Source organism: Solihabitans fulvus, assembly GCF_008386585.1.
Classification (GTDB): Bacteria; Actinomycetota; Actinomycetes; order Mycobacteriales; family Pseudonocardiaceae; genus Solihabitans; species Solihabitans fulvus.
In genome coordinates this window covers 75,800-92,217 of the sequence record NZ_VUOB01000076.1, presented here as the reverse complement: position 1 = coordinate 92,217, position 16,418 = coordinate 75,800, and the positions used below count along the sequence as shown (strand labels likewise).

Annotated in this window: 10 protein-coding genes; 6 read left to right on the top strand and 4 right to left on the bottom strand. The window is 67.6% G+C overall.

The genetic code is table 11. The annotated features are described in order from the left end of the window. The first annotated feature begins 84 nt into the window (after nucleotides 1-84). From F0L68_RS36490 to F0L68_RS36480, 3 genes are all read left to right on the top strand, one after another. Nucleotides 85-2,211 (top strand): cellulose binding domain-containing protein, encoded by a 2,127-nt coding sequence (locus F0L68_RS36490; RefSeq protein WP_188317024.1) that lies wholly within the window; start codon nucleotides 85-87, stop codon nucleotides 2,209-2,211. A gap of 189 nt (nucleotides 2,212-2,400) precedes the next feature. After that, on the top strand, nucleotides 2,401-3,429 hold the full coding sequence (locus tag F0L68_RS36485; RefSeq protein WP_149854465.1) for a LacI family DNA-binding transcriptional regulator: 1,029 nt from the start codon (nucleotides 2,401-2,403) through the stop codon (nucleotides 3,427-3,429). 134 nt (nucleotides 3,430-3,563) lie between these two features. Beyond that, nucleotides 3,564-3,995 carry an RbsD/FucU family protein gene (locus F0L68_RS36480; protein ID WP_149854464.1) on the top strand — a complete coding sequence of 144 codons (432 nt, stop codon included), beginning with the start codon at nucleotides 3,564-3,566 and terminating at the stop codon, nucleotides 3,993-3,995. Nucleotides 3,996-4,139: 144 nt separating this feature from the next. Here F0L68_RS36480 and F0L68_RS36475 read toward each other — a convergent pair whose 3' ends face one another. From F0L68_RS36475 to F0L68_RS36460, 4 genes are all read right to left on the bottom strand, one after another. Further along, complete coding sequence (locus tag F0L68_RS36475) at nucleotides 4,140-6,107, bottom strand: alpha-L-fucosidase (RefSeq protein WP_149854463.1); 1,968 nt, start codon at nucleotides 6,105-6,107, stop codon at nucleotides 4,140-4,142. A 42-nt stretch (nucleotides 6,108-6,149) separates the two neighbouring features. Further along, nucleotides 6,150-7,628: an arabinofuranosidase catalytic domain-containing protein gene (locus tag F0L68_RS36470; RefSeq protein ID WP_149854462.1), complete on the bottom strand. Its 1,479-nt coding sequence runs from the start codon at nucleotides 7,626-7,628 to the stop codon at nucleotides 6,150-6,152. A gap of 38 nt (nucleotides 7,629-7,666) precedes the next feature. Further along, complete coding sequence (locus F0L68_RS36465; RefSeq protein WP_149854461.1) at nucleotides 7,667-10,069, bottom strand: ricin-type beta-trefoil lectin domain protein; 2,403 nt, start codon at nucleotides 10,067-10,069, stop codon at nucleotides 7,667-7,669. Between the two features lie 124 nt (nucleotides 10,070-10,193). Next, complete coding sequence (locus tag F0L68_RS36460; protein ID WP_223199455.1) at nucleotides 10,194-12,557, bottom strand: ricin-type beta-trefoil lectin domain protein; 2,364 nt, start codon at nucleotides 12,555-12,557, stop codon at nucleotides 10,194-10,196. Between F0L68_RS36460 and F0L68_RS42840 the strand changes: the two genes are divergently transcribed. The 3 genes from F0L68_RS42840 (at nucleotide 12,514) to F0L68_RS36450 (ending at nucleotide 16,403) form a co-directional block, all read left to right on the top strand. Next, nucleotides 12,514-12,966: a hypothetical protein gene (locus F0L68_RS42840; protein WP_188317029.1), complete on the top strand. Its 453-nt coding sequence runs from the start codon at nucleotides 12,514-12,516 to the stop codon at nucleotides 12,964-12,966. The genes F0L68_RS36460 and F0L68_RS42840 overlap by 44 nt on opposite strands. A gap of 256 nt (nucleotides 12,967-13,222) precedes the next feature. Further along, the gene (locus tag F0L68_RS36455; RefSeq protein WP_149854459.1) at nucleotides 13,223-14,716 is read left to right on the top strand and encodes an arabinofuranosidase catalytic domain-containing protein; all 1,494 of its coding nucleotides are present in this window, start codon (nucleotides 13,223-13,225) and stop codon (nucleotides 14,714-14,716) included. 76 nt (nucleotides 14,717-14,792) lie between these two features. After that, nucleotides 14,793-16,403, top strand: coding sequence for a glycoside hydrolase family 27 protein (locus F0L68_RS36450; protein ID WP_149854458.1), 1,611 nt, complete (start codon nucleotides 14,793-14,795; stop codon nucleotides 16,401-16,403). The last annotated feature ends 15 nt before the right edge of the window (nucleotides 16,404-16,418 follow it).

Genomic DNA, 16,418 nt, shown 5'->3' with positions numbered 1-16,418 from the left:
GGCGGTACGACAGCAGAGCGACTGTGTCTGTGTGCGACAGCGGGAGTGGTGTCAATGTCGACGATCACGTCAAGATCACGCGGAATGCGCCGGCACCTGCTCGTCGCGGTGCTGACAGCCGCGACGGGGATGGCGGCGTACCCTGCGTCCGCAGCCCCCACCCCCGCCGCAGCGGCGGCCGCTGCCGTCACGGTCAACGCCGATGCGGGAGTGGGAGCCGTTCCGTCGAACGGGATAGGCCTGAACACCGCCGTCTACGACGGACACATGAACGACTCGGTGATCCCGGGCCTGGTCAAGGCCGCCGGCATCACCGCGCTGCGCTACCCGGGCGGTTCCTACGCCGACATCTTCAACTGGCAGACCAACACCGCGCAGGGTGGATTCGTCGCGCCCAACACCAGCTTCGCCGACTTCATGCGGACGGCGCGGTCCGCCGGGGCCAACCCGATCATCACGGTCAACTACGGGACGGGAACGCCCGCGCTGGCCCAGTCGTGGGTGCAGAACGCGGTCACCAACAACGACGGGATCAACTACTGGGAGGTCGGCAACGAGGTCTACGGCAACGGAACCTATGGCGCCAACTGGGAAGCGGACGCACACTGCACCGACGCCTCCGGCCGGCCGGTCACCGTGGGCAGCGCACCCTCGCAGACCTACAACTGTGGTCCGACCACGTACGCCAACAACGTCCTGTCCTACCTCTCGGCGATGAGGTCGGCCAGCCAGGACATCCACGCGTGCGCCGTGCTCACCACGCCGGGCTACTGGCCGGACGGCGTGACCAACGCGTCCACCAGCCCGCAGCCGTGGAACCAGACCGTGTTGTCGATCCTCGGCGCGAAGACCGACTGCGTCATCGTGCACTACTACCCTGGCGGCGCCAACGCGGCACAGATGCTCACCACGCCGGCGAGCATCCCCGGCATCGTGTCCACGCTGCGCTCGCAGATCAACCAGTACGCCCACGTCGACCCCGCGAAGGTGAAGATCGTCGTCACCGAGACGAACTCGACGGTCGACATGAACACCCAGCCGGCCGCCCTGTTCGCCGCCGACATGTACCTGACGTGGCTGGAAAACGGGACCACCAACGTCGACTGGTGGAACGAGCACAACGGTCCCGGCACGCCCAGCGTCGTGAACGGCGCGCAGGACTACGGCGACCAGGGTCTCCTGTCCAGTGGCGGCAGTTCGAGCGGGGTCACCGAACCTCCGGTGAACACCGCGTTCTCGCCGTACTACGGCGTCCAGATGCTGTCCAAGCTCACCTCGCCCGGCGACCAGCTGGTCACCTCGTCGTCGTCCAACCCGCTGCTTCGCGTGCACGCCGTCCGCCGCGCGAACGGCGGGGTCAACGTCCTGATCGACAACGAAGACCCTGGAACTGCATACACGGTCAACCTGACGTACAACAACTTCACGCCGTCCGGCGCGCCGACGGTGTTCACGCTCGCCAACAACGCGACCTCGATCACCAGCGGCACACAGTCGTCGGCGAGTTCGGTGACGGTGTCGCCGTACTCGCTGACCGTGGTCCAGGTTCCTGGTGGTGGCGGTTCGGGCGGGACCGCGCCGGGAGCGCCCGGCCAGCCGACCGTGTCGAACCTCAAGTCCGACACGTCCTCGAACACCTCGGGAACGGCCACGTTGACCTGGCCGGCGGGAACCGCGGGCAGCTATCCGGTTGGCAAGTACCAGGTCTACCAACTGACCAGCAACGGAAACACGGTCGCCGCGACCACCACAAGCACCACAGTGAACCTGGCGGGACTCACCATCGGCGCGACCTACAGCTACAACGTGGTGACCGAGGATACCCAGGGCAGTCCGTCGCTGCCCTCGCCGCCGGTGACGTTCACCGTGCCACCGCCGTCGGACGCGAACTGCGCCGTGCACTACGAGGTCACCAACAGCTGGCCCGGCGGGTTCGGCGCGAACGTCACTGTCACCAACCGGGCGGCGGCCGCGGTCAACGGCTGGCAGCTCGCCTTTGCCTGGCCGGACCCGGGTGAGGCGGTTCAGAGCGGCTGGAACGGTACCTGGAGCCAGAACGGGTCGAACGTGACCGTGACCAACGCGGCCTGGAACGGCGTCATTGCGGCCAACGGCGGCTCGGTGTCGTTGGGGTTCAACGGAACCAGCGCTGGGCAGGCGCCGGCACCGACCGTCTTCTACCTCAATGGTGCCGTGTGCGCGGCAGGGTGAATGTCTCGTTCGTCCTGACCTGGTCGCGATCTCGTGATGGTCGCGCCGCGGTGTTCCGCCCGGCCGAGGTGCCGCCGTTGAGATCGCTCCGGCGGCACCCTTTCTTTTACCCGACAACAGGTTATGCTTGACGAGACGTGGTCTTGGACCGTGGCTGCCACTGGACGAAGATGTCTTGGGAGGTGGAACGTGTCCGTGGTCGAGTTGCCCGCCGTCCGGCCGACCCTGGCCGATGTCGCGTGTGCCGCAGGAGTGTCGGTCGCGACAGCATCCAGGGTTCTCAACGGTTTCCCGGGAGTCCGCCCGGAAACCAGGACGCAGGTCGAATCCGCCATGACGACACTCGGCTACGCCCGCCAGCGGGCGGCGAGATCGGCGACCCCACCGTGCACCGGATCCATCGCTCTGATCGTGTGCGAGGACGTGCTGCGGTTGTTCGCCGACCCGTACTTCGCGCGGGTGGTGTCCGGCGTGAGCAAGGAGCTGCCCAACGCGGGCATGCAACTCGTGCTGCTGGCCGTTCCTTCCACTGAGGACCACCGGACGTGGGTGGCGCGGTACCTCAAGGGCCGGCACGTGGACGGCGCGCTCGTGGTCAGCATGCACGGCCGCCGCCCACTCGACCTGGACTGGCTCGACATTCCCCTGGTGTTCGGCGGACGGCCGGACAACGGCGAGGTGCCCGATCGGCACTCCTATGTGGACGTCGACAATCGCGGCGGCGCGGAGGGAGCGACCCGATACCTCATCGGGGCGGGGCGGACCAAGGTCGCCACGGTGGCCGGGCCGCAGGACATGACCGTTGGCGCGGACCGGTTGCGCGGCTACTGGCAGGCGGTGGTCGAGGCCGGTCGCCCGGATCGAGGCATGGTCGTGTTCGGTGACTTCGGCCAGGGTTCCGGCGAGCACGCCACGGCCAGGTTGCTGGATCGCAGGCCGGACGTGGACGCCATCTTCACCGCATCGGACCTGATGGCGGTCGGCGTGCTGCGCGCGTTGCGCCGGGCGGGCCGGCGGGTGCCCGACGACGTGGCTGTCATCGGGTTCGACGGCCTGCCCCTCGGCCAGCGAACCGCGCCGCCGCTGACCACTGTGCGCCAACCGATCGAGGAGATGGGCGCGCGGATGACCCGCGAGCTGGTGTCTATGATCGGCGGGCCGGCCACCCCGCGCCGCGTGGTGCTGGACACCGAGCTGGTGGTGCGTGAGTCGACATAGCAGCCATCCCGGCCGGACGGGCTCGCGTCAAAGGCGCCGACTTAGAGCTCCGAACACAATGACTGTCCGACGGAGTGACGCCATCGTGTTAGGAGCTCTAAGCTCCAGATCCACAACTGGAAGGACATCGAGTAGTGCTGCGCTATCCACTGCTGCATCCGCCACTGATCGGCGCCTTGGCGAGTGCCGGCCACGGCTCACGCGTTGTGATCGCCGACGCCAACTACGCGCACGCGACCAACGTGTATCCCGGGGCTGAGCGGATCTATCTGAACCTCCGCCCCGGCCTGATCGCGGTCGACGAGATCCTGACAACGCTGCTCACCGCGGTGCCGGTCGAGTCGGCGACGGCGATGCGCCCCGATGACGGGTCGACACCGGGGTTCTGGACGCGGTACCAGGACATTCTCGGCCCCGGTGTCCCGCTCGCCACCGTCGACCGGTCGACGTTCTACCAGGTGTGTCGCGAGCCGGACGTCGCGATCTGCGTCGCCTCGGGAGACGACCGTCACTACGCCAACCTGCTGCTGACGATTGGCGCGGTCGCCCCGTCGACGGGTGCGTGAACGTCCGATTCGGACGACTGTCCTAACTGGACGAAAGGCCGTCACGGGTGCCACAGGCCCGTGACGGCCTTCCGTCCCGCATGGATGGCCGGCGGCCGATGCGCGGCCGCCGGGCATCCACAGGGTTGCCGAACCGCAAGGCGGTCAGGCTCCGGTGATGGTCCACTGGTTGTTGGGACTGTTGTTGGGTGCCCACATGCCCACGGTCGAGCCGACAGTGCTGTTGCCCATGCCGTCAAGGGCCGTGCCGGTGCCGCGGTTGATGATCTGGTAGCGGCCGTTGCCGAGGCTGTTCAACCGCCATTGCTGGTTGTTGCCGCCGTTCCACGACGCCTGCATGCAGTTCGCGCCGTTGGCGCTGTTGCCCCAGCTGTCGGCGACCATTCCGTTGGTGCGATTGACGATCCGGTAGTAGCCGCCGCCGGCGTCCACCAACTGCCACTGGAGGTTGGTGCTGCCGTCGTAGCTCCACTGCTTGAGCACCGAGCCGGAGGCGACGTTGCCGCCACTGTCCAGCGCCAGGCCGGTGGCGGCATTGGCGATCTTCGCCCAGCTGGTGGGCAGCGAGCCCGCGCCCGGTGTGGGGATCTGGCCGGAGAAGGTCAGCTTGACCACGTACGCCAGCGCGGCGAAGGGAGGGTTGGCCGAGGGCATCGTGATGTGCAGGCCGGAGCCGTCCTGGGTGTGGTTGGGCAGGTTGACGTACGAGCCCGGAGTGGAGTCGAGCAGTTGCACCGAGGTCAGCGTCCTGAGGTCGGTCTGCGAACCCAGGGTGTTGATGGTCAGCGTGCCGCCCTGCCAGCCCATCGCGGTCGCGTACAGCACGGTGTTGTCCTTGCTGCGGGTGAACCGGATGTCCTGGCTCGTGCCTTCTTTCGGCCCGCCGCCGCCCATCTGCGTTGGGCCCTCGCCGTACACGGTCCAGGCTCGGGTGGCGTAGATGGACTCGCCGAATCGCTTCAGGTAGTCGCCGATGCCCAGCAGGATCGCCTTCTGCGCGTCCGGGATGGTGCCGTCGGCCATGGGCGCGATGTTCAGCAGGAGGTTGCCGTTCTTGCAGACCCGGTCGACCAGCGAGTGCAGCATCGCCTTGGTGGTGTAGTAGCCGATGCCGACCGTGTAGCACCAGCTGGAGCTGGAGATGCTGTCGTCGGTCTCCCAGTAGGGGTACTGGAGGCTGGTGGGGCCGCCGCGTTCGAAGTCGTAGACCTCACCGTGGTTGTTGAAGCCGTCCTTGTAGGTGGCGGCCACGTCCTTGTTCCAGGCCACCGCCTGGTTGTAGTAGTGCGCGAGGAAGTTCAGCCGCTGGGACTCGTCGACCAGGCCGAGGTCGAAGTCCTGGTAGACGAGGTCGGGCTGGTAGCCGTCGACGACTTCCCTGAGCTTGTCGTACCACAGCTGGTTCTCCGCGACCCGGCCGTTCTGGCCGAACAGCCGCCGCAGCGACTCGGTCGGCTGGTTCGGGACGTGGTCGTAGTAGCCGTTGAAGTGGTACGCGTGGTGTAGGGCTGTCACCAGCTTGAGGCCCTTGGCGCGGATGGCGTCGGCGTGCAGGCGCAGCAGGTCCAGCCGGGGGCCGGTCCTGACCGAGTTCCACTCGTTGACGGTGCTGTTCCACATCGAGTAGCCGTCGTGGTGTTCGGCCACCGGCCCGGCGAACTTCGCGCCGGCGTCGGCGAACAGCTGTGCCCACTCGTTCGGGTCCCAGTTGCCGCCTGCCGACTTCAGTTTCGGCGCGAACTGCACCTGGTTGCCGGCCCTGTCTCGCGCGCCGAGCATGAAGTTCTCGTACGGCCAGGACGAGGGGTCGCCGTACACCGACTTGTGGTGGTTGTTCTCGGCCGAACCGTCGATGTACATGTTGCGCGGGTACCACTCGTTGCCGAACGCCGGAACGCTGAAGACGCCCCAGTGGTAGTAGATGCCGAACTTGGCGTCCTGGAACCATTCGGGCGCCGGCGGGTGCTGGTCGACCGACGACCAGCTCGGGGTGTAGCTGCTAGGGCCTACCGTCGCCCACCCGGTGCGGACCCGGAGGACGCTGGCTGCCGCGGCGACGCCGGCCACCGCGATCAGTTTGCGCCTCGACAGCTCGAACGAGGACGAATCCATGACGGGAACCTCCCAGGAAATCCAGCAGGACTGCTTCCGGGTTCAGCTCAGGGTCCATTTCTGGTTGTTCGCTCCGGTGCACGTGGCCAGTTGGATCAGGGTGCCGTTCGCGGTTCCGGACCCGGTGACGTCCAGGCACAGTCCGGACTGGACGCCGGTGATGGTCCCGTTGGCGTTGAACGTCCATTGCTGGTTGGTCTGGCCGTTGCAGTTCCAGATGATGGCCTTGGTCCCTGGCGTGGTGCCCCGGCCGTAGGCGTCGAGGCATCTGGCGTTGCCGCCGCTGTAGACGGTCAGTTCGCCTGCGGCGGTACGGGTCCAGGTCTGGTTGTTCTGGCCGTTGCAGTCCCAGACCTGCACCTGGGTGCCGGGTGTGGTGGACACGCCGGTGACGTCAAGGCACTTGTTCGCGCCGACCGCGTGCACCGCGCCGGTGGTCTGCCCCCCGCCGTTGGCGCTGTAGCCGGCGGCGGCGATGTTGGCCTGTACCGCGTTCTCGGTGGCGTCCGTCGGGTAGCCGCTGGTGACGGCACCTTCGAAGAACTCGCCGACACCGGTGGGGCTGTTGTCGCCGCCCGTGCCCAGCAGGATCGAGGGGTCAAGGCGCATCGGCGAGTACCCGTTGGGCAGCGCGCCCGAGTAGGGAGTGGTCAGGCCGCCGCTGGTGGCGTCGCCGTACTTCAGGGTGAAGTTGCTGGTCCCGTTGTTCTTCAGCCAGGCACTGACGAACGGATGGTGCACACCCTGGTTGTTCGGGTCCTTGTTGGACCCGCTGCCGGTGTGGTACATCCCGTTCTCCAGGTCGGCCTCCACCCACGGGCCGCTGCCGGTGCAGTTGCCGAACCAGCAGGCGGTGCCCCAGTAGATGGCGTTCATGGTGGCGTTGCCGGTGTCGGTGTGCGAGGTCTCACCGCTGCCGTAGTCGAAGCAGCAGGTGCCGTCGACGTAGTTCGACGAGGTGATCATGTAGACCCCCTCCGGCTGGGATCCGACCGGCACGCCCTTGGCCCTGTCGATCCGGTAGCCGACACCCTGATTGACCTTGATCCCGAACGCAGGGTGACCGCCCACCGCCACCGGCAGCGCCATCGCGTCCGCGCCGACGTCGGACCCGTTGGGGCCGGGGCCCTTCCAGAACCCGCCCCACGAGATCGGCAGGTCGTTGTGGTTGGCGGTCTGGTCGTAGATCTTCGTGACCGTGCACCGGGTGCCCGCGCAGAACGCGACCTGAGGCGCCGCGTCGACATAGCCGCCCGCCGACAGCAGGCCGACGTCGAGGTACTTCTGATCGGAGGCGCGCTGGATCTGGTACAGCGGACCGTTGTACGCCCCGAAAAGCGCGCGCGTGGTGCTGTGCGCCGTCGCGCACGGTGTGCCACCGGAGGCGTAGATGTCGCACGCCTGTGGCGCCGCGGCCTGTGCCGCCGTGCCGATGCCGAACAGCACGCCGGCGGCGAGCACGATCGACGCGGCCGCGGCCAACAATGTTCTGCGCAGTCTTCGACTGTGGAAAATGGCCATCTCCGAACCTCTCTGTTCTCGAGATCTGGCGTCCGGGGTCAGCCCCGGTTCCACTTCTGGTTGCTCGCGCCGGTGCAGGTGGCGAGCTGGATCAGCGCGCCGTTCGCGGTTCCGGACCCGGCGACGTCCAGGCACAGCCCGGACTGGACGCCGGTGATGGTCCCGTTGGCGTTGATCGACCACTTCTGGTTGCCGCCGCCGTTGCAGCTCCAGATGACGACCTTCGTGCCGGGGGTGGTGCCCTGGGCGTACGCGTCGAGGCAGGACCCGTCGTAGACCCGGATCTCCCCGGCGGAGTTGGCCGTCCACAGCTGGTTCGTGCCGCCGTTGCAGTCCCACAGCTCGACCTGGGTGCCGTTGGTCTGCGTCGCGCCGGGGACGTCGACGCACCGGCCGGAGCCGGTCCCGACGATCGGGCCGACGGTGACGGTGCCGCCGCTGCCCGGGGTGATGGACAGGTTGTCGAACTGGGCGGTCTCACCCTGGCTGGTGCCGTAGCCCACCTGCCCGTTGCTCCACGTGCCGTCGTTCGCGGTGCCGACCGTGGCGCCGTCGATACCGGCGGTGATGGTGCTGCCGGCGAAGGTGAGGGCGAGGGCGTGCCAGCGCCCGGTGCCAAGGGCCGCGACCCGGCCGCTGGACAGGGTGGCCGTGGTGGTGCCGTTCTGGCGCAGGATCGACCAGGACCCGGTATCCGTGACGCGCAGCCGGTAGGCGTTGAGCCCGGCCGGCCCGCCGCCGCCGCCCTGCGTGGTGACCCGGCCGATCAGGTCGGCCGAGCCGCTCTGCTCCAGCAGCACGTCGGAGGACACGGTGTAGTTCCGCCAACCCAGGTCGCCGAGCAGGGCGTAGGGGTCGGACAGGCCGTTCCACCAGATCGCGGCCTGCGGGCTCATCTGCCGCACGCACTGGCCAGTGCGGCCGCCGCCGCAGCCGGCGACCTCGAAGGCGCCCTGCATGTCCATCAGGTACTTCGCTTCGGTACCCGTGGTGTTGCTGTCGAACGAGTCGCTGTAGGGCAGGCTCATGGTGGCGGAGGCGGGGCCGGTCGCGGTGCTCTTGCCCTGTCCCGTGGTCGTCGTGATCGAGTACACGTACCCGGGTTGCACGGTCAGCGAGTAGTTCCCGCCGTTCGGCGTGATGTCCGTGCTGTGCAGGAAGAAGTCGGCGGAGTTGTTCGAGCGCAGGTTGGTGGCCCACACGTGCGCCTGGCCGGTGGACAGTCCGCCGGTGACGTTGATGTTCAGCGTCTGTGGCGAGTTCGCGTCCATCGTCTCGACGATGGTGGAGTAGTCACGGTTGTTCGTGGACTTGAGCGAGACGTAGCTGCCGTTGTTGCGGTTGCCGTTGAGGTAGCCGCTGGAGCTGTCCAGGTACTGCCAGCCGGGCGAGGTGAACTGGCTGGTGTGCGCCATCACCCAGGTGTTCTTGCCGATCGAGTAGTAGCCCGACCACGGTTGCGGTGCGTACGCGACACCCATGGTGGGGTACGGGATGTTCGGGGTGACGGCGGCGATGACCGGCCAGTTGATGTAGGCGGTCATCTTGCCGTCGATGTAGTCGCGGTTGATGCCGCGGGCCAGAGCGGTCGACCCGGCGTTGTAGTCGTCGGAGCCGTTCTCGCTGGCCCAGAGGGTCTTTCCGGTCGCGAGCGCGTTGCCGGAGCTGGGACAGTTGGTCTGCGCGCCTCGGTACCCGCAGACGTAGTGGGTGCCGAGGATGTCGACCGAGGCGGCGAACGCCGGGTCCCGGACCGCGTCGTCGGCGACGCCCCAGCCGTTGGCGTCGTCCGAGGCGACGACCTTCACGGCGCTGTAGCCGTGCGAGTTGAGCGCCGGCCGCAGGTTCTTGTACCAGCCGAGGTCGCGGCCCTTCTCGTTGCGGCCGCCCAGGTAGTCGATGGTCAGTTTGTGCGTCTTGGCGCAGTCGAGCCACGAGGTCAGGTAGTTGATCGAGTCGTTGGTCCAGTAGTTGCCGTTGCCGATCCACCCCGGCGCACCCCAGACGAGGCCGTACAGCTTGATGCCGGGGTTGCGGGCCTTCGCCTGCTCGGCGAGCCACCACTCGTAGCCGCGGTCGCAGTTGAGGTCGCTCCTGGTGTGCTGGTGGCTCGGTTCGGCGCCGCTGGTGGAGTTGGTGTCGCCACCGATCTCCAGCTTGAGGATCTGCATGGCCGCGCCGTAGCCAGGCTTGAAGAGGTAGTCGAGGATCTGGCCGCGTTGCGGCTCCGGGTAGTCGATCAGCAGGCGGCTGTTGCCGCCGCCACCGCTGATCGCGCCGACGCCGTCGAACACCCGGCCCGACGACCCGCCGTTGACGGTGATCGAGGCATCGGCGTGCGCTGCCGGGGCGACCACGGCGGAGACTCCGCCCGCCACCAGGAGCGCGCTTGCGACCGCGACAGTTCGCAGGCCGAGGAACAACCGACTGACGCCTGACATGATGGGAACTCCCTTCCGCAGAACATGACTCCACGCCGGGTCAGCGTCGCCGCGCGGGGCCGGGTGGACCGGGCGCGGAGCGGTGCGGCGGCTGTGGGTTCGCGTGGTTGTGCTTGCGGTGTGGCTATCCGAGGGCCCACTTCTGGTTGTTCGCGCCGGTGCAGGTGGCGAGCTGGATCAGCGTGCCGTTCGCGGTCCCAGACCCGGTGACATCCAGGCACAGTCCCGAGTGGACTCCGGTGATCGTGCCGTTGGCGTTGACCTGCCACTGCTGGTTGGTCTGGCCGTTGCAGTTCCAGACGATGACCTTGGTGCCGGGGCTGGTGCCCCGGCCGTAGGCGTCGAGGCACCTGGTGCTGTCGCCGTTGTAGACGGTCAGTTCGCCTGCGGCGGTACGGGTCCAGGACTGGTTGGTCTGGCCGTTGCAGTCCCAGATCTGCACCTGGGTGCCGGCCGTGGTGGTCGCGCCGGGGACGTCGAGGCACTTGCCCGCGCCGATCGCGCGGATCGCGCCAGGAGCCGGCCCGGTGCCGCTCCCCGGGCCGGTGGCGGAGATGACCTGCTGTGCGGCCGACGGCCAGTTGGTGCCGCCCACCTGGACGTTTCCGCTCAGGACGTTGTTGTGCGGCGGGCCGGTGGCCACGTTGGTCGCGCCGCCGTTGTACCAGTTCCCGGAGAAGGTGCTGTCATTGGTGTTGTTGGTGCTGCCGGCGTTCGTGAAGGCCCACACCCCGGAGTCCTGGACCACGTTGGCCGACAGGGTCACGTAGCGAGAACCTTCGTCCAGGTACAGGCCGACCGTGTGGTTGTTGTCGTAGACGTAGTTGTGGTCGATGGAGCTTCCCGGGTTGGCGGAGAGGTTGTAGATGCTCCCGCCGTCGTGCATGAGCTTCTTGGTGCCGTGCACCCGGTTGTAGCTGACGACCGTGTCCCGCAGTGTCGTCGCGGTGGTGTAGACGGGCTGGTAGTTGTACAGGCCGCGGTTGCGGTAGTCCTGGCTGCCGCCCTGGTCGTTCGCGCCCCAGCCCCAGCCGACGTCGATGCCGTCGTAGGTCAGGTTGGACACGTCGTTGTGGGTGATGACGGCATGGGTGACGTAGGTGGACAGGATGCCGGCCATCTCCCGGTAGTCCAGGGCGACCCTGGTCACTGTGTTGTTGGAGATGGTGATGTCCTTGTCGGTCATCGCTGCGTTCGACGGGTGGTGCGCGTCGGGCCGCACGCCGCCGACGATGATGCCCGCGCCGGAGTCCTCGGTGAACGTGTTGTGGTCCACGGTGATCGACGACGCGCCGAGGCCGACACCGGAGGCGTGGGCGTTCGCGTCGTTGCCGATGCCAAGTGCGACCTGGCCGAGTTGGGTGAAGGTGTTGTCGCTGAAGGCGATCGCGGTGGCGGCGGAGACCTGGACGGCGGCGGGTGCCTGTGCCCAGTCGTTGCGCGCGCCCTCGAACTGCTGGCAGCCGGACTGGCAGGAGGTCAGGAAGTCTCCCGGCATGGGGTGGGCGGCCGACAGGAACGTTCCGCTCTGCTGGTCGGCGTACCCGATCGAGGTACCCGGGGCGAGCCAGGTGGTGTGCTCGAAGTGCAGGCCCCTGAACGCGATGTTGTGGACCGGATTGTCGTAGGTGCCGCCGAGCTGGAGCAGCGAGGTCAGGCGCGGCAGCTCGACGTCGTGGCTCCCGGGCACCCAGCCCGACGGCGCCTTGTAGTAGAGCCGACCGGCCTGCGAGTCCAGGTACCACTGGCCGGTGCTCGTGAGGAACGAGTACGAGTTCTCCAGGAACAGCTGACCGCCGCCGAACGGCTTGGCGAGCGTGTCGTATCCCCAGTTGTTGTTGTTCCAACCTGGTTGCTGCATGGCGATCGTAGTGCCGCTGATGTGGTCGACGGGCGAGTACCGGTCGGTGAACGAGTTCTGGCTCTCCAGCTCGATCCGGTTCTGCTGCGGCAGTGTGGCGAGATAGTTCAGCGCGGAGTTGGTGATGTTCATGCCGGTGGTGGTCACCTGCACGTCGTTGCGCGAGAGGGGAATCGAGGCACGTGGGGCGAGTGCGCCATCCACGAACACCTGCCGGGAGTCCGCGCCGGTGGGGACGGGCGCGACCCAGATGTTCTGGGCGGAGTCCTGCACGGTCCAGCCGGTGACCTGGCTCCCGCCGGACAGGATCGGGGTCTGCCCGGCCGCGGCCTGCCAGGTGACGGTGTGGCCGCCCTGCCCGGAGTCCGCGCTGGCGAACGTCAACGGGGCGGACAGTCGGTAGGTGCCACCGGCGAGCTGCACGACCACGTCGTTGCCGGCGGACTGGGCTCGGGCCAGTTGCTGGGCCTTGGCCGGGGTGGCGACCGGCTGGTCTTGTGTGCCGGGGTTGTTGTCGTTCCCGTTCGGGGACACGGCGATGGTGACAGGGGTCGCGGCCCCTGCGGAGGCCGGGAGGAGCGCGGTGCAGGCGAACGCGGTGACCGCCGCGCCAAGTGCCGCGATCACCGATCTGATGCAGGAAGACATCGTTGTCCTCTCCTTGTGTTCGGGTGTGCCGATGTCGTCGCGTCGGCTGGTGCGGCATCGCCTCGACGGGTGTTCGGTAGGAAGGCGGGCGGGTGCGCCGGTCGAGGTGCAGGGACTCAGTGAAGTCGAGCTTGAACCGTCGCCGGCAAAACATCCCGGCGACGAGGAAACGTTGGGACAGAAGGAAGACGAGCCTGTCTGGAAACGTCTGACATGTCGGGAGCACCGCTGGTCGAGCGGGTCCACGGCGGTCTGCGGTCGTCACCCTGCGGCGGCGAGGGGCGTCCGGCTATTCATGACAGCCGGACGGGCAGCGCGAAGTCAAGAGTATGAGCAGGCCTATTCCAAAGATCTTTTGCCAAGACGTGGGCGATTCATGTCCTTCTGACCGAATTATTTCTTAATGTGAACGTGAACAGCGGCAAATGGGTTCGATACATCGCGCTGCATGGGCAGAGGGTTGACCCTGGCTGGGACCTTGGGCATTGTGGTGACGTCGAACGACAGGACCCGAGCATGTCGAGCTGTTAGCGCTAACACCAGTTGGCGGCCGTGCTGACACGAGGATGCGACTGTCTCTTGTGGACTCCGGCATGGCGGCCACCTGTGCTCCGACCAGAGCAAGCCGTACCAAGGAGTGAGCAATGAAGCTTTCATCCGTGTTCCTTGCCGGTCACGTGCCTCGTTGGCGGACATCGGTCGGCGTGCTTGCGGCGGCGGCGCTCGCCACGCTGTCGGCAGCGGTGTCGACGTTCCCGGCTCCGGCAGCGGCGGCCGGTACGGGAACGTGCGACATCTACGCTTCGGGTGGTACGCCTTGCGTGGCCGCGCACAGCACGGTGCGCGCGCTCTACGGCGCCTACAGCGGCAACCTGTACCAGGTCAGGCGCGCGTCGGACGGCTCGAGCAGGGACGTCGGCGTCCTGGCCGCGGGCGGCGCCGCCAACGCGGCGGCGCAGGACTCGTTCTGTGCTGGCACCTCCTGCGTCATCACGGTGGTGTACGACCAGTCCGGCCACGGGAACGACCTGTGGTACCAGGGATCCAGCGCGGTCCCAGGGTCGAGCCAGAGCAGCCCAGCCAAGGCGACGTCCGAGTCGCTGACGGTCGGTGGCAGCAAGGCGTACTCGCTCTATCTGAACGCCGGCAACAGCTACTGGCGCGACGGCCACCTGACGGGCGTGCCAACCGGCACCGCGCCGGAGGGCATGTACATGGTGACCAGCGGCACGCACGTCAACGGCGGCTGTTGCTTCGACTACGGCAACAGTGAGACGACCAGGAAGGCCGACGCGGCCGGTGCCATGGACGCGATCAACTTCGGCACCGAGTGTTGGTTTGGCGGATGCGCCGGCACCGGTCCCTGGGTCCAGGCGGACCTCGAGTGGGGCCTCTACCCGGGTGGCAGCCAGTCCTGGAACCCGAACCAGCGAGCCTTCCCCGACAAGTACGTCACGGCGATGTTGAAGAACAACGGGACGTCGCGGTTCGCGATCAAGGGGAGCAACGCGCAGTCGGGCAGCCCGACGACACTGTGGGACGGCGCGCTTCCGCCCGGCTACAACCCGATGAAGAAGCAGGGAGCGATCGTCCTTGGCAGCGGCGGTGACTGCTGCAAACCCGGCGGGGGCGCCAACCTCAGCGCGGGCACCTTCTACGAAGGAGCCGTGGTCTCGGGCTACCCGTCCGACACAACCGAGAACGCGGTGCAGGCGAACATCGTCGCGGCCGGCTACCACGCCGGCGGCACCGGCACGAACGGCGAGGTGCGTGCGGTGGGCGCGGGCAAGTGCCTGGACGCGTCGAGTCCGTCCGCTGGCACACAGGCGCGGATCTGGGACTGCGGCGGCGGTTCCAACCAGACCTGGACCCGCACCTCGTCTGGTCAGCTCACCCTCTCCGGCGGCCAGTTGTGCCTGGACGTCTACGGCCAGGGAACCAGCCCGGGAACCAAGGCGGTGGTCTGGTCGTGCAACGGTCAGGCGAACCAGCAGTGGAATGTGAACGCCAACGGCACGATCACCGGCACCCAGTCCGGCCTGTGCCTTGACGTGACCGGGGCGTCCACGGCCAACGGGGCGCTGGTCGAACTGTGGACCTGCAATGGCGGCAGCAACCAGCAGTGGAACCTCGGGTGACACCGTGCGGTCACCTTCGTGGATGTGCCCTTCGTAGCAGGAAACACGCCCGCACACTCTTCCTGGAGAACCAACGATGAGACTCCTGAGCAGGTCATGGGTGGCGCGACTCGGCCACCTTGCGATGGCTGGCGCGATGGCGTTGGCGGCGACAGCTGTGGTCACCGTCGTCACGTCGGCACCCGCGCAGGCGTTGGGCAACGGCCTGGCGCGGACGCCACAGATGGGCTTCAACGACTGGAACGCCTACGGCTGCAACGTCTCCGAGTCGCTGATCAAGTCGACCGCATCGGCCATGCACAACAACGGGATGCAGGCCGCCGGCTACCAGTACGTCAACATCGACGACTGTTGGCTGACCCATAACCGGGACGGCAACGGCAACCTGGTGCCGGACCCGGCGAAGTTCCCGGACGGTATCTCCGGGACCGCCGCCTACGTCCACTCGCTCGGGCTCAAGCTCGGCATCTACGAGGACGCCGGCACCGCCACCTGCGCCGGCTACCCGGGCAGTCTCGGTCACGAACGCCAGGACGCGAACAGCTTCGCCGCGTGGGGCGTGGACTACCTGAAATACGACAACTGCAACAACCAGGGCGTCAACGCGCAGCAGCGGTACACCGCGATGCGCGACGCGTTGGCCGCGACCAACCGACCGATCCTGTACGGCCTGTGCAGCTGGGGTCAGGACAGCGTCTGGACCTGGGGCCCGAACGTCGGCAACAGCTGGCGCAGCACCGGCGACATCCAGCCGAACTACAACAGCATGCTGTCGATCTTCCACAGCAACGTCGGCCTCGCGCAGTACGCCGGCCCCGGCGGCTGGAACGATCCGGACATGCTGGAGATCGGCAACGGCATGTCGGCCACCGAGGACCGCGCTCACTTCAGCCTCTGGGCCGAGATGGCGGCGCCGCTGATCGCGGGCACCAACATTCCCGCGGCCAGCGCGACCACGCTGAGCATCCTGACCAACTCCAGGGTCATCGCGGTCGACCAGGACCCGCTCGGCAAGCAGGGCACCATGGTGTCCTCGTCGGGTGGCCGGGACGTGCTGGCCAAGCCGCTGTCCAACGGTGACGTGTCCGTGGCGCTGTTCAACGAGGGCAACTCGGCCACCACCATCTCCACCACGGTCAACGCGATCGGCAAGACCGGCGCCGCCAGCTACACCCTGACCGACCTGTGGTCCGGCGCCACCGCCAGCACGACCAGCGCCATCAGCGCCTCGGTCCCCGCCCACGGGGTCGTGATGTACCGGGTGGCCGGCGGCACCGGGGGAGGGGGCTCGACGACGGGGCCGATGCGGGCGGTGGGCGCCGGCAAGTGCCTCGAGGTGCCCAACTCCTCGACCACACCGGGAGTGCAGGCGGCGATCCGGGACTGCGGCGGCCAGGCGAACCAGACGTGGACGCACACCCAGGACAACCGGCTCACCGTCTACAGCGGTGGCTCGACGATGTGTCTCGACGCCTACGGCAACCAGACAAGTCCCGGTACGAAAGTCGTGATCTGGTCCTGCAACGGCCAGGCCAACCAGCAGTGGCTCGTCAACGCTGACGGCACCGTGACCGGGGTCCAGTCCGGGCTGTGCCTGGATGTCACCGGAGCCGCCACAGCGAACGGCACTCTTGTCGAGCTGTGGACCTGCAACGGAGGAACCAACCAGCAGTGGACTCTCGGCTGACCTCGCGAAGGAACC

What these genes read in the sequence shown, in the direction of transcription:
- F0L68_RS36490 (WP_188317024.1), top strand. Translation starts at nt 85, where the DNA reads ATGCGCCGGCACCTGCTCGTCGCGGTGCTGACAGCCGCGACGGGGATG.
- F0L68_RS36470 (WP_149854462.1), bottom strand. Translation starts at nt 7,628, where the DNA reads ATGGCCATTTTCCACAGTCGAAGACTGCGCAGAACATTGTTGGCCGCG.
- F0L68_RS36450 (WP_149854458.1), top strand. Translation starts at nt 14,793, where the DNA reads ATGAGACTCCTGAGCAGGTCATGGGTGGCGCGACTCGGCCACCTTGCG.
- F0L68_RS36465 (WP_149854461.1), bottom strand. Translation starts at nt 10,069, where the DNA reads ATGTCAGGCGTCAGTCGGTTGTTCCTCGGCCTGCGAACTGTCGCGGTC.
- F0L68_RS36455 (WP_149854459.1), top strand. Translation starts at nt 13,223, where the DNA reads ATGAAGCTTTCATCCGTGTTCCTTGCCGGTCACGTGCCTCGTTGGCGG.
- F0L68_RS36475 (WP_149854463.1), bottom strand. Translation starts at nt 6,107, where the DNA reads ATGGATTCGTCCTCGTTCGAGCTGTCGAGGCGCAAACTGATCGCGGTG.